At 37.2% G+C, this 14943-nt stretch carries 8 protein-coding genes; all 8 read left to right on the top strand.

What is annotated here, in order from left to right; translation table 11 throughout:
- Window positions 1-370: 370 nt before the first annotated feature.
- The 8 genes from ESY88_RS03150 (at window position 371) to ESY88_RS03115 (ending at window position 14299) form a co-directional block, all read left to right on the top strand.
- Entirely contained in the window at window positions 371-2821 is a 2451-nt protein-coding gene (locus ESY88_RS03150) for a baseplate J/gp47 family protein (protein WP_189702504.1), read from the top strand.
- Complete coding sequence (locus ESY88_RS03145) at window positions 2818-5829, top strand: hypothetical protein (protein WP_147084570.1); 3012 nt, start codon at window positions 2818-2820, stop codon at window positions 5827-5829. Before ESY88_RS03150 ends, ESY88_RS03145 begins: the two co-directional genes overlap by 4 nt.
- Before the next feature lie 12 nt (window positions 5830-5841).
- Window positions 5842-8409 carry a hypothetical protein gene (locus ESY88_RS03140; protein WP_147084569.1) on the top strand — a complete coding sequence of 856 codons (2568 nt, stop codon included), beginning with the start codon at window positions 5842-5844 and terminating at the stop codon, window positions 8407-8409.
- 12 nt (window positions 8410-8421) lie between these two features.
- Window positions 8422-8973 (top strand): hypothetical protein, encoded by a 552-nt coding sequence (locus ESY88_RS03135; RefSeq protein WP_147084568.1) that lies wholly within the window; start codon window positions 8422-8424, stop codon window positions 8971-8973.
- A complete protein-coding gene (locus ESY88_RS03130; RefSeq protein WP_223270701.1) occupies window positions 8960-10327 on the top strand; it encodes a contractile injection system tape measure protein in 1368 nt (455 codons plus the stop codon). The genes ESY88_RS03135 and ESY88_RS03130 overlap by 14 nt, the downstream gene beginning before the upstream one ends.
- Window positions 10328-10359: 32 nt before the next feature.
- On the top strand, window positions 10360-11340 hold the full coding sequence (locus tag ESY88_RS03125; RefSeq protein ID WP_147084566.1) for an eCIS core domain-containing protein: 981 nt from the start codon (window positions 10360-10362) through the stop codon (window positions 11338-11340).
- A gap of 192 nt (window positions 11341-11532) precedes the next feature.
- Entirely contained in the window at window positions 11533-12810 is a 1278-nt protein-coding gene (locus tag ESY88_RS03120; protein ID WP_147084565.1) for an ATP-binding protein, read from the top strand.
- Window positions 12811-12847: 37 nt separating this feature from the next.
- On the top strand, window positions 12848-14299 hold the full coding sequence (locus ESY88_RS03115; protein ID WP_147084564.1) for an eCIS core domain-containing protein: 1452 nt from the start codon (window positions 12848-12850) through the stop codon (window positions 14297-14299).
- The last annotated feature ends 644 nt before the right edge of the window (window positions 14300-14943 follow it).

The following is a 14943-nucleotide window of genomic DNA, read 5'->3' as shown; positions in this document are numbered from 1 at the left end:
AGTGTTTTTTCAGGCTATCCAGAACCAGTTAACTGAGTACCATTCTAGAATGGTCAAACTGCCCGAAGCTATAAGCATCAAAGAGTATTACCTATCATTTTATATACGAGTCAACGAGTTGATGGTTTATATTATGGATCAAATAGATCTTTCAACGGATGCACTTCAATTATTTCACGACCATTTATTCAATAAACAAGTCAGGAATTTATTTGGCATGTTGTTAGATTTGAAAACAAAATCTGGATCAAGCTTTCAGGAGCAAATCGATTCTTACCCAAAGCACAGCCCACAATATACATTGTTTCTCACATTTTTAAAGCTTTTTTCTGAAGCGCAGAAGGAAGCAAACCAATTCACAACACGGCATTTGGATTTTTATTATAAGAAGATTTTGCGTCTTGAAGCAAATTCTGCGGAACCCGATTTTGTGCATTGCATAGTGCAATCGCATAAAAACATAGATCCATTTTTATTGGAAAAAAACGCCGTTTTACTTGCTGGTAAAACAGATGACGGGAAAGCAAAATATTATGCCGCCACATCTGATTTAGCTGTGAATCATGCAAAAATCGATCAAGTTTTTGGTGGCTTTTTAGAAAATAAAACAAATTTTGACCAATACTATTTCCATGATTTCACAGAATTGATTACAGCAGGAGAAGCTTGGAAGCCATTTGAAAAACACACGGCTTCCCACACTATTGGTTTTGCACTGGCAAGTCCATTGCTTTTTTTAAAAGGTGGGGATAGAAAGATTAAACTTTCTTTTGAAAATGGTTGGACGAATTTTAATTATCAAAGTTTGAAAGACAAATTCAATTTCTATTTGACCGCAGAAGAAGAATGGATTGAAGTAAACGAATACGTTGGGGTTAATAACATGGTAATAATTACGCTCCCTGCCGAAATATCTCCAATCATCCCTTTCAATTCTGATTTTCATGATGGGGTTACCATCGACACTACTTTTCCCATTTTAAAAATAATAGCTAAGAATGGGCAATTGATTCAAAAAGCAATCAATGCTTTTATACTGGAAGTTGAAGTAAACAATTATAAAGAATTCAGCCTCTTTTCAGATTTTGGTGAAATTGACCATTCAAAAAAATTCGAGGCATTTGGCCCAATTCCTCGTAAAGAATCATCCATTTACTTTTCCAGCAATGAGTTTTTTCAGAAGAAAAATGCTATCGGAAATTTTGAAATTAAGATGGATGACTTATCATGGAATATTTTTGAACACACAACGATAAATCTCTTAAATAAAGGAACATGGGGAACCATAGATTTAGACAATCCCATAACAAATACCAATGAAATAAAAGAAAGAGAATTTACGTATGATGAAAATCCGGCTTTTAATAAGAAAACAGTCCATGGAATCGCACGAATCAAATTTATTAATTACGATTTCTCTGATTCTAAATCCGGTACAAACTCATATTTAGAAATATTCATTGATGCCGGCAAAGATAAAGTCAATACAAATCTTCCCTATTTACCGATAATTACCGATTTTAGTTTTAGATATTCTGCCGATTCAAATGACAATGAAGTTCAAACATTTCATCTTTATCCAAAGGGATATGAAGCGAAAAGTCTAAGAGAATTACTTCCAAAATTTGAAAATGAAGGGGAATTGATCGTCGGAATTAAAGATGTGAAAGCTGGGCAGCCCTTAAGTCTTCTTATTCAAGTAGAAGAGGGCAGTGCCGATCCAACCTTAGCACCAGCAGAAATAAATTTTAGGTATTTGGACCAGCAAAATGTTTGGAGTGAATTTGACGAAGACATCGCTGGTGATGAAACAAACGGTCTTACGCAATCTGGAATTATATTTTTTAAAGTCCCTAAAGAGTTTCAGTTTTCTGGGCAAACAATTTTTACGGAGAGCATCTTTTGGTTGAGAATTGCAGTTCCACAAAGAACGGCAGCTGTATGCAACTTGGTTGGACTCCATTTACAAGCTTTCAAAGCGGTTTTGACTGATTATGAAAATACGGGTGTTTTGTTCACTAAACATCTAGAATCTAAAACGATTACTAAATTGTTGAGACCTAAAAACCAAATCAAAAAAATTGAACAGCCGTATAGCAGTTTTGGCGGTCGCGCAAAAGATACCGATAGCGATTTTTATAAACGCACCAGCGAACGCTTGCGCCATCGTACAAGGGCAATTTCGAAATGGGATTATGAAACCTTGGTATTGGATGAATTTCCTCAGGTTCATCGTGTAAAATGTCTGCCGCATTATCAAGTAAAAAGTGATAGAGTTAATAATACAAGCGCGGGGAATGTAACCATAGTGCCAGTTGCAGCCAGTACCAACGAAAATTTGCCCGTAGCTTGGCGCCCACTTGTCGACCTTAATACGATGAAAAGAATTAAGTTGTTTTTACAAAATCATGCCACACCACACGCAAAAATTGATGTCATCCCGCCTAATTTGGAGCATGTTCGGTTTTCATTTCAAATAAAATATCATGACGCTATAAATGCCGATACCCGGCTTTATCAAGAAAGTCTGAATGGCATTATCAATGCCTATTTGAGTCCATGGGCTTATAAAACACAAGAAAATGTACAGTTTCAAAATGAAATATATACATCTAAATTAATTCAGATCATTGAAAGTCAAAACTTTGTGGATTATATTTTTGATTTTAAGGCAAAACATTACGATGAGGATCTTACTGATGCCGCAAAAGCATCAAAAACTTTTAAGGCGATGGATAAAATTGTGCCTTTGACAGACTATTCATTGTTTTTACCAGGTGAACATCTTATCCAAGAATCTAATAGCCTGTGCTGCACATGAGTGATTTAAACTACATAGAGACCGCACGTAAGCTTTCCAATGCAGAAAATTACACTTTTTTGCGTTCGGAAGGGCAAAAACACATTGAAATCCTAGGCAATGAATTGTGGACAGATTTCAATGCGCACGATCCTGGCATCACTATTCTAGAGGTGCTTTGCTATGTCATCACCGAACTTGGGTATCGAGCAAATTTTTCAATTGAAGATCTCTTAACGGGCAAAGACCACAAAATTTCTAACGCTACATTTTTTCCGTGTAGCGAAATAATGACGAATGCACCGCTTACCGAACTGGATTACCGGAAACTAATTATCGATGTTGAAGGGGTTAACAATGCTTGGTTTGTTTTCCACTCTGTTGATAATAACGGCGAACCCACAGCTTTGAAAAATGAAGTTCGCATATATGTAAACTTTAAGGAAGATAAACTCAGCCTTTCTTCAGTTAACAAATTTGGAGAAACCCTTCTGCCGCTTCGGTTAGAAGGTTTGGCAAGACCAATTGTTGAATTGAGTGACGACAGGGAATTAGGGCAATTGAATGAAGTTGCAGTTCAATACTCATGGACAGATGGCGACCGTTTTATTCAGGTTGATATTAAATCTGAAATTGAATCATGGGGAGATGAAAAAGTGACTTGGTTAGAGCATTTTTCCAACCCTGCTAATATCGCCATAACCGATATAGGACAAGAAGCTGCTTATGTTCGTATAACTACAGTCAATAATGCCGATCCTGTACAGAGCATTCAATTTAATGTTTTTCCTTATGATATTTCAGAAGTGTCAAATACGGAAACTCACTTTTCCGACATCGAAAACTTGGTCCACATAGTTTCCAAATTCAATGAAAAAAGAAAAAAAGTCAATGCTATTTATAGTGAGGTAAAAGCAAAACTCAATAAAAACCGGAATCTTACCGAGGATTGGCTTTGCTTGGAAACCATAACAAATTTGGATATTGGCATTTGTATGGATGTACAGCTCAGTTCAGGAACAGATGCTGAAGAAGCTCTCGCCAATATCTATCAAACCGTCGATGGATTGCTCGATCCACCCATTAGGTTTTACACCCTTAGACAGATGCTCGATTTAGATTATAAACCTAGAGACATTTTTAAAGGGCCTTCACTAGATCATGGTTTTTTAATTGATAGCGAAGTGGATGCAGCACAGCTACCAGACTGTATTCATGCTTCAGATATTATTGCAGCAATTATGGGGGTTGAAGGTGTGGAATTGGTCAGGAATTTATTGATGACTGCCTATGATATAAATGGCAAACCCATAGAAGGGAAAGCCAACCAAAATTGGTGTATTCATTTAAGTGGTGCTGTAAGACCTGTTTTTCAACCGCGATGGTCCAAAATCTTATTGTTTAGGGACAGTATTCCATTTGTCATTTCTCAGGCTGGTGAAAATGAGTTGGATAGAGGGATTTTTTACCTCAAAGTGGAGAATAATAATTATAAGCTCAAAAACCCAAAAAAAGATTTCGAATTCCCCGCAGGCAAACACTATCAATTAAACGACTATTATAGCATTCAACATGATTTCCCATCCACTTACGGAATTGGAGAGGGTGAGTTACCCCTAGCATCTACAAATTTACGCAAAGCCCAAGCCAAGCAATTAAAGGCCTATCTACTTCATTTTGATCAATTATTGGCAGATTTCTTTAAACAGTTGTACATGGCAAAGGAATACTTAAATACAACAACCCTTACATCAACCTATGCTACAAATTTAATTAAAGATATTCCGGGAATTGCAGATGAATTCTTTTATTCAGAGGCCTATGATACAAGTTTTGAAACAGGCATTATTAATGGTGGCAATGAGCGCTCCCATTATGAAACCAATGAAGATTTTTATGATCGCAGGAACCGTTTTTTAGATCATTTATTGGCCAGATTTGGTGAATCATTTGGCGATTATGTTTTTATGATGTACAGAATGCAGGAAAATGCAAAAGGCATTTCCGAATTGAAATTGCCACTTCAAGATCTTGTTGAGGACAAACAACGATTTTTAAATAAAGTGGCAGATGTAAGTTATAGCAGAGGTTTGGGCGTCGATTATGACCAAGAGCCCGATGCGTCGTCATCATTTTGGATGCTGCCAAATCGCTCCGGTTTTGCAAATAGAATCTCAGCATTATTGGGTATAAATCAAATCCCTTTTCAAGATATTGTTGATACCACTGCAAAAGACCACTGGATAATTAAAACAGAGACCAAAAATTTACCGATTAAATTGATGAACCCTCCCGGTTTTACTCAAGATGAGAAGTGGAATTTGGTGTTTGGATTGTTCAATGATATTAGAAACTACCAAACTGTCAAATTTACAAATACCTATATCTATTTTGTTGATTTCGCTGGAGTACGAATTGCAAGATTTGACGAGACTTTTGATTCAGTTTTAGAAGCTGAAGAGTTTATTCCTTCTCTGTTTCAATTCATAACTGGGTATTTAGAAAACTTTTATTGTGTAGAGCATGTATTACTTCGTCCGTTCTTTACTGATGGCTTGACCGATATCGACCTTTTTCCTGTGTGCCTTAACGATGAATGTGTGCAAAGCGATTTAGATTTATTTTATGCAAATCAAGACCCTTTTTCATTTAAGGCAACTTTAATTTTTCCAGGTTGGTTACCGCGTTTCGGCAACAGATACTTCCGGAAATATGCCGAAAATTTAATAAGAAAAGAAGCGCCCGCACACACCCAAATAAAAATTTGTTGGGTGGGCAAAGACGATATGATCGCATTTCAGCAAGTGTACCAACCTTGGTTACATGCGTTTAGGGAAATGAGGCGAAAATACTGCAATAGCAGTCTTTCAAACGAAGAAAAAACGAGATACAATAGTCAACTTTCCAATATGATGAAGGCCATGAAGGCACTCAATACAATTTTTGAAAAAGGCACTTTACATGATTGCTTGGAAAGTGAATTAGATAACCCCATTATATTAAACAACAGCACTTTAGGAACACTTTAAATTATATGAACCATGACGCAGACTATAACAGATTATCCGATTTTTGAAGCCGATCAAGTTCTAAGCCAAAAACACCTAAACCAACTTGTTAGCTATTTAGAGGAACAAGATCGTTTGTCTAGAGTTTACTTGCAGGGTATGGGCATTGTTTGCGGTCTCGAGATAAGTAAACCAAATGCCACAACAATTCACGTTAATTGTGGTACTGCAATTACATCGCTCGGTTTTTTGATTCCCTTTGAAGAAAACGATTATACGCAATATAAAGAATCAACCATTAGTGAAGACTTTCTGGCCGCCGATGTATCAAAACATGGCTATTTGGGTACAATATATCAATGGGCAGATGAGTACGCGGCTTTAAGTCCGTGTGTTGAGCTTTTATCACGAGATTCGGAAGACGACGAAAGACAGCCGTTAACCAACTCTATTTTGCAAAACAAAATAGTGATGCTTTTATTGGAATCCCCATTGATTGACGAAAAAAACTGTGTCACCATTGACTGTGCCGACAAAGGCAAACGGCTGGAATTGAATGTGCGTGTATTGTTGGTGGATTCAGAACTGTTAAGCAAGTTGCAATTCAATCTCTCAAACTGTGCGTTTAACTATCTAAGCCGGTTAAAATTACCAAGATTCAATGTTCCCAAAACAAATTTGATAACTGGTAATCATATTTTTAATGCATTTAAAGCAGTAATTAATCAGTCAAAAAAAACACTAAGTGAGTCTATTCAAACAGTTCATCAACATTTTGAGCCTTTCCACGGCAATTTAGAAAATTTCTCACAACTACAAAATGCACTCACTATCATCAACTCCATGCATCAAAAATTTGATGACACCCTTTATATACAATATGTGTGGGACTGGCTTAATGATATGGCTGCAACTTACAATGAGATATCCCATTATCATGCCTGCCAGTTAAGCATTTGTTGTCCAAAACAAAATGATTTTCCTTTTCATGTTTTATTGGGAAGTGCAGAAAAAGAAACAGCTTCAATCAACCACAATAACAATTTATACAATTATAGAACTCACTTTATTAATACAGGAATCAACAGTACTGAAGAAAAAGAAAAACACGAAGTTTTAAAGGGCTTACTACAAAAATTGATTTATCAACTGGGTTCTTTTTGGGTAATGGCAGCACCCAATCAACAACAAGTCGTACGCATTACCCCGTCGAATATCGGCTGTAAACTGCACTCAGAAAGGGCTATCCCATATTATTATACCAATATACCAACTCTTAACGAGTATTGGTCGCCCATCTTAACTCAAAAAGCCCTTCACCGTAATATATTATCGTACCATGCTGATACTTATAATACATCAAATCTTCAAGTAAACCAACCGCTCTTATATGATTTGGAATGCTATGATTTTTTTAGGATTGAAGGTCACATAGGACAGGATTATGCAGAAGCGATTACAGAAATTGTTGCGCTACAGGAAACATACCGACTTCCGTTTAAAGTCGTGGCCCTTAATGCTGTTGAGTATGCAAATCAGGAAATCGATATATCGAACCAAAGTGGAATTTGGGACGATATGGAACTGGATTATGATCTTGCCAAAGAAAAGATTTACAATATTACGGAGTATGTAATTACATGGATAAAAACAAATAAAAAGAAGATACAAGAGCATTATCCGGTAATGAACGATCAATCTATAACCAATTTAGAATCTATTTTAAAAGAAAGCCGAAACCTATTGGTTGATGATTTAAAAGATTTTATTCCAAACTATGAAGGTTTTTACGAAGTTTTTGAAAATTTGAATGAATTGTTCATAATGCACAGGCTATGTATTTCGCTTATCAATAAAGACGATATGCATCCGGTTATGGAAGATTTAATCGATCATTTTGATGAAATCAATAACCTGTTTTTAGAAGACCCTTTCACTATAATAAATGAAGAGGTACAAAGAAGGTGGGGAAACTCAGTGAAAGAATTGTTTTTGACCAATTTTTTACAAAAACATCAAGGGATTGATCATGAAGCAGGAGTGCCAAAAGGAGGAACATTTATACTGATATATGCCGATACAAATATTTTTAAAAAACCGAAACCATCTGAAAAAAACAACATTTTTATTGATAGGATAGTCAGTTACAAAAAATTATTCGATTTCAACGAGCAACAATTAGAGCAAGTTGAAAAGAACAATGTAGTTAAAAAACGGGCCAGATTGAAAGGAAAGGGCAAGCCTGAGCCTGAAAATGATAAATGGCTGGAAGAGAAAAGACAACTAGGTAAGAAATTTAAGGCGGCTATGTCCCAAGATAATTCAAAATTACCTTTTGCAACAAGAGCATTTATTGAAAATCAAATGAATGACTTTTTTGATAGAAATCTTGGAAGAATACAAGTGACTGATAATACAGAGAATAAAATTCCCCAAAGGGTCATTATTGCAGATTTTTATCTGCCTTATATCTGTTGTGGAAACGGCGACAGTATCAATATTATAATCAATCAAGAAGTTGATAATGAACCAATAGTAGCCGATTTTGACCATCGAGACTTCGATGAGAACGATTTTTTTACAAATAGAGATAACCATTAAAAATAAAATAGTATGCCGACGAGAAATGAAGTATTAAAAGCAATTGCAGATATTAACGATAGTGGAAATAACACTGCAGCAGAAATGAGAACGGTGCTCAATTTATTATTGGAGCATGGTGAGGAAAACCCAGAACCAGCAGATGGAGGCGCAAATCTGGACATCTTTGACGTAACCCAAAACAGTCTGAAAGATGAAGAAGATGAAAATGCAATTCTAGGATTTTCGTTCAGAGGTTTTAAGAAACTTCATGGGAATTTGACCTTTAATTTGACTTCTAAGAAAATAGATCCAGAAAAGCGAGATTTCTTTTTTAAAGTGACAGATGAAGTGGCATTAATTTTTGAAGAATTAGGTATTTACAAAGACACTTCAAGACTGGCTTTTGTAGTGCCATTGATTATTTCAGATGGTAAAGGTTATTTTCCATCAATTCTCCAAATCGGTTTTAGTGATGTTAATATTTTATGGCTGGAGATCAACCATAATTTTGATAATTTGAGAGGTAAATTAAGTATTACATCATCAATTCATTTTCATCTGCCTGCTAATGGACTCCGTTAAAAAAAATACCATCCAATTTAATTCTTCAACTATTGAAACATCCAATCAGTTGAAAGATGAGCTGGTTGACTTTATGCAGCATCAATTTTATCCGAAATTGGAAAAAATATTAGAGGAATATGATACTTCCGAAAGAATATGGCAAATTGATAAAATCTCGGTCTCATTTGAAATTGACAATTTGAAGCAATGGAAAAATGAGTTTTTACATAAAGCATTGGCACAAATTCGTTTGTTTTTAAGACAACAGCCTTATACAGGCCTGCCGCAAAATTCTAAAAATTATTATGATGATTCTATTGAAAAAGAAATCGTTTTTGATTCTATAGGCTTAATTATAGATTTTCTCAAAACTGGAAATTTTAAAAATAGTCAAGATGGAAAAAAATTGGATCAGATTTTAAAGGAAATAGAGTGGAACTCTCAAAATAGAGCAGAGGTATTAAAAGTAATTTGTACCGATGTTCAATCAATTTTGAGGTTTGTGTTTTCGATGCCCGTTGGTATTAGAGAAAATATTCTGGGAGAAAAACGATTGATATTTTATCAAGTTCATAAAAAAAGCGATCGTTATGCTTTGCCAAATCCATCAAAGAAACTGTTTGTATCAGAATTAAATGATTTTTTGGAAGTTATTTATCGGGCTGAATCCCTGCCAAATGGCATACAACAAAACTTTTCACAAATTTTAAAAACCAATTTTGAAGTTACCGAAAAAGAATATCAAAAGTGGTTAGACACCCAAACCAACCCGGTTAAAACAAAATTTAAAAAATTAGAGGCTCTCAAAAATAACATGTCGATTAAAGCTGATGACGTGCAAATAGAAAGCGATACTAACGAGGAATCATATTATATTAGTAACGCAGGCCTGATAATTTTGCATCCGTTTTTACAGAAGTTATTTGAAAAACTCGGGTATTTGACGGATGATAAAAATAGTTTTAAATCCAAAAATCTTCAGAATCGCGCCGTTTTGTTATCACAATATCTAGTCACTTTTGAAGAACAGATTTTTGAAAATGATTTAGTGTTCAATAAAGTTTTGTGTGGTGTGAAAATGACCGACGCCATCAATACAAAAATTACTTTTTCCATTGAAGAAAAAGAAGTGTGCCGAGATTTGCTCATCGCTACTATTTCCCATTGGAAAATTTTGAAAAACACATCACCGGAAAGCTTGCAATCAAGTTTTTTGCAACGAAAGGCTAAATTGAAAAAAGATGAAAACAATTGGGGATTGTTCGTTGAAAAGCAAGGACTGGATGTGCTATTGAATCATTTACCATGGGGAATCAATACGGTGAGAACACCGTGGATGAATCGACATCTCACTTGCAATTGGAGTAGATAGCATTTAATAATTAATTTTAAAAAACCAGAATCATGTACACTACTCAGATAAAAGATACAACAAGGAATCGGTCAGTAGAATCAGTGTTCATTCAGCCAAAACTGAAGATAGGCTCATTTAATGACAAATATGAGCAAGAAGCCGATCGTATTGCCGAACAAGTGGTGCATGGAAGTAATCAAACTGCCCAAATTCAACATACGGGATCACTTGTACAACGCAAATGTACAGCATGTGAAGCCGAAGAACTTCAAATGAAACCGCTTTCACAGCAAGTTACTTCTTTGATTCAAACGAAATCTAATACTTCCGGTCAAGTTGCTTCAGATTTAGTCAGTAGTGGAATTCAATCTTCCAAAGGTGGAGGCAAGTCCATGGATAGTTCCACAAAGAGTTCTATGGAAAACCGTTTCGGCAGTGATTTTTCGAGTGTCAATATTCATACTGGACACAAAGCCAATCATTTGAATCAATTAATAAATGCAAGAGCTTTTACAGTTGGCAATGATATTTTCTTCAACAAAGGTGAATATCAGCCAAATTCAAGTAGAGGAAAATATTTACTGGCACATGAGTTGACGCATACGGTGCAGCAAGGTGTTGTACAAAGGAAGATGATACAGCGCGAGCCTGCTTCAACAATAACTTTGGGAGCATTAGCTGCAAAATGTATTATTGGGGCCATCATAGGGGTGCTTTTTGATCTTGCATTACAATACGGTTTACATTTATGGAGAAGAGGGGAACGATTTGTTGTGGATTATTGTTCATTAATTCTTTCGGCTGCCTTGAGCTGTATTGCAGCTCCAATAGTTTCTTATGGAGTAGAAGCCTGGTTAACAAGTAGATTAACAAATTCAGCATATTCAGGAATTATAGGAACGCTTTTAGGACGGATATTGATTTTTATAGGAGCAAGACTAGGAATGGCTGTTCCGAAAAGTATGGTCGGAAAACTATTAAGAATGGGATGTATTAGTCAACAACAAAATGATGCGCTGCAAGCTATGTGATGCATTAATGTTAGTAATACAGCCACTCATGCATTTTATTTTTCACACTAATCTAGTTCTTAGATTTTTTTTTCTATGGGAGAGAAATTAAAAAAAGAGTAAAAGAAAGGTTGTCAGCTCTGTATATGAAAAGAATTACAATTTGATCATGTCAATTATCAAAGTCCCCCTAAGAACCTAAAATTATTTACCATGCCATTCAAAAACCTAAAACAACACATCATCCATCAAGTCACTAGCGGCAAACAAGGAAAAGCATTTGATTTTTCAAACACCTTTTCTGAAGTGCTCAATCGTAAAATCAAACACGAAGAAGCCATTGTTTTATTAACTGCTATGGCGCCACATATTCAGCCTGGTTTTTTTGAAGAGATTATCCAAATTCTGCATCCCGACGGTGGCGAATTCCCACAATGGGGTGGCGTAAAACACACTAATTATAGAGGGTTTTTGCCTACAGGAGAAACAGTGCAGTACATTTTGGCAGGTAAAAATATAAACAAGAGAGGATTGGTTCAGAAATATTTTAGTGAAGACCATTGGTTCTTTAGTACACAAACTGTGCTGTTGGAAAATGTCCAGGAAGGGGTGCCTAAAATGAGTGGCCAATTGATAATGCCTGCTGAAACAATCGATCTTTTATTATTCGGAGAGGTGAGTTTGCCTGCTTTTGGTTCTCAATTCCCTGCCGAGTTAGTGGCCACTAAAATGGCGTGGGTTGATTTAGTGCTTTCAAAAGAAACCTTCGAGCAAATACACCAAATCCGACTTTGGTTAAAGCACGAGAAAAAGTTGCGTCACGAATATGGATTGGATAAACGCTTAAGCCCTGGGTATCGCGCTTTGTTCCATGGGTCGTCAGGTACAGGAAAAACTTTGACTGCTTCACTTCTGGGTAAAGAATTCAATATGCCGGTTTATCGAATAGATCTGTCGCAAATTGTTTCAAAATATATTGGGGAAACCGAAAAAAATCTTGAAAGGATTTTTACAAGAGCTGAAAACAAGAATTGGATTTTGTTTTTTGACGAAGCTGATGCACTTTTTGGTAAAAGAACAGCTACAAAGGATTCGCATGATCGCTACGCAAATCAAGGAGTTAGTTATTTATTACAGCGTACTGAAAATTTTAATGGCTTAATCCTTTTGGCGAGTAACTTTAAAGAAAACATTGACGAGGCCTTTATTCGCAGATTGAATCAAATCATCGAATTTCCAAAACCGGAATTTGAAGATCGCCTCGCGCTTTGGCAAAAAACCATCCCTAAACAATTGAAAGCTAAGACAGAAATTCTTGAAAAAATTGCCAAGGAATACGAACTTACAGGAGCACAGATAGTGAATGCCGTCAGTTTTGTGTGCCTGCATTTTTTGGAGCATAAAAGTAAAAAGGTTGAACATATACAATTTATGGAGGCCATTAAACGCGAATTTAAAAAGGAAGAACGAATGTTTACTCAATTACCATAAAAAAAAGAAATAAAAAAGAATGCTAATACCTTAAAATATGAAACTCGCCGAAACAAAAAATCCTTTAGTCGCTAATAAAAACATACAAAAAAAGCAGCAACCTTTTTTTAATAAAGTAGGGCAGGGTGGTTTTTTTTCTCAAACTAAAGAATTGGAAAAACCATTTTTCAATCCTTACCCTATTCAGGCTAAATTGACTGCTGGAGAAATATCCGAAAATGATAAGGATGAAACTAAAAATATATCTGGTCTGCCCGATTCACTAAAAGTAGGTCTCGAGCAACTTTCTGGTATGGATTTATCAAGTGTTCGCGTTCATCAGAACTCTTCCAAGCCGAGTAAAATCAATGCGTTGGCATATACTCAAGGACAGGAAATCTATCTGAGTTCGGGGCAGGAAAAGCATCTACCTCATGAAGGATGGCATGTGGTGCAGCAGATGCAAGGGCGTGTAAAACCCACGTTGCAGACGAAGGAGGTGTCGATTAATGATAATGAGGCGTTGGAGCGAGAAGCGGATGTGATGGGCACAAAAGCATTGCAGGTAAAGGGAGTAGAACAAACAAATGTGAACTCGCAAATGATCGGCGATATCGGTCATATGGCAAGTAGTTCACGTTTAAATACTGCGCTGCGCCATTACCGCAACAGCGCAGTCGATTCGGCCAGCAGCGCCTTGATTCAGCGCGTCCCGGTGGCGCCAGCAGTCGCAGCGGCAATCAAGGCGCTAACCTTCGCAGAGGCAATCACGGCTGTAGGCACCGTCGTGAGTTCAGCCGCAAGCATCGTCGGTCTGGTGGGGACGGCGCAAAACGACAAGACAGGCGTGAGCAACGACGCGATCATCGACCCTACATCAGGCGACTACCTTATGTCGGACGTGGATCGCGATGGTCTCGCCCAGGTATTTCGTGTACTTTACTTCTCCACTGTTGAAGGCTTGGTTGATAAGGAACAGAGTAGAGGTACTATCTTGGACGATGCCAAGCAGGAAGAGCTCAAGCAGACCGCCTTGGGCAATGTTAAGTTCTCGCTAACGAGAAATTTGGCCCAGAGATTAACCACCACGACCGAGGAATTCGTACAGCAAGGCGATGGCGGGACATCAAAGGAGACACCATGGGGGTCTGTCAAGGTCAGCGTCGAGGGTAGCGAGCTAGGAAACCCGTCAACAAGTCCGCCGCTCGTCGAGATCGCTGAACGCCACCAGGTAACGCTGCCCCAACGCCCTTTGTCCTTCATCAAGCGTGTGAAGTTGAGTTTTGAAAGTGAGAAAGATTGGAATCTGACCTTCAATGACGACATCTGGGTGCGCGGCACTAAGCTCGCCCCGACACAAGGTTCGGATCTGCATGTCGGTATCGAAGCTGAGGTAGCCTTCGACTGGGATGGTGACACCTCTAGGTACGAATGGGACGGACCAAGCCTCATTACCTTCAACAACATCGCACAACCAGAGTGGCGCGGGCCATCAGATCCCGATGACTGAGCAGTAGGTTGGGAGATTTTCAAATGGCCAGAATTCCGATCTGCCGATGGCATGTTCACAGGAGTCGTCACGCTGCCCAATCTCACCACCGAATTAATCAATTGGGGCAGACTCTAATCGAATTAAGTTAAGCCTACTTATCAAGGTATTTCCCTCGGCGTAAATGGGTTACGTTCCATACCTTTGAGCGGTTAATAATTGATAGGGCGATTTTGGAGGGATTCCGGGATCAGGTCTAGTTTATTTCTTATGAAAACCTGTCAACATGTCTCGCCCTATCCGTCTCGAGTTCCGCAATACGCTTTATCACATTACCTCTAGTGTTATTCGGCTAGAGGATATTAATGATGATTACGCAGATAGAGAAGCGTTTTTATAAATCATTTTTAAAGTCTTTGAGAAAAACAATTGATATTGCTTGTTTGAAAGGACTTGTCGAACAATTTGCTTCGACCCAACCCATTGACCAAACTGTTGCTCAAAATTGAGTGCTTAAAATTAGCTAATACATTTTGTTTAACGGTAGTCCGTCTGAAATTGGAAGAAGATTGACCAAAAGCAACTTATTGATGCTGTTAAACTAGAATTTAAAAAGGAAGAACGACTCTTTAATCAGCTGCCATAAAAGAAGAAGTGAAACATAA

The sequence above is a fragment of the Subsaximicrobium wynnwilliamsii genome (assembly GCF_007997225.1).
Lineage (GTDB): Bacteria > Bacteroidota > Bacteroidia > Flavobacteriales > Flavobacteriaceae > Psychroserpens > Psychroserpens wynnwilliamsii.
Note: the sequence above shows the minus strand (reverse complement) of the source record. Positions and strands in the feature narration are given on the sequence as shown.

Excerpts from the sequence above, each read along its gene's own strand:
- ESY88_RS03120 (WP_147084565.1), top strand. The coding sequence starts at position 11,533 with ATGCCATTCAAAAACCTAAAACAACACATCATCCATCAAGTCACTAGC.
- ESY88_RS03145 (WP_147084570.1), top strand. The coding sequence starts at position 2,818 with ATGAGTGATTTAAACTACATAGAGACCGCACGTAAGCTTTCCAATGCA.
- ESY88_RS03135 (WP_147084568.1), top strand. The coding sequence starts at position 8,422 with ATGCCGACGAGAAATGAAGTATTAAAAGCAATTGCAGATATTAACGAT.
- ESY88_RS03140 (WP_147084569.1), top strand. The coding sequence starts at position 5,842 with ATGACGCAGACTATAACAGATTATCCGATTTTTGAAGCCGATCAAGTT.
- ESY88_RS03130 (WP_223270701.1), top strand. The coding sequence starts at position 8,960 with ATGGACTCCGTTAAAAAAAATACCATCCAATTTAATTCTTCAACTATT.
- ESY88_RS03115 (WP_147084564.1), top strand. The coding sequence starts at position 12,848 with ATGAAACTCGCCGAAACAAAAAATCCTTTAGTCGCTAATAAAAACATA.
- ESY88_RS03125 (WP_147084566.1), top strand. The coding sequence starts at position 10,360 with ATGTACACTACTCAGATAAAAGATACAACAAGGAATCGGTCAGTAGAA.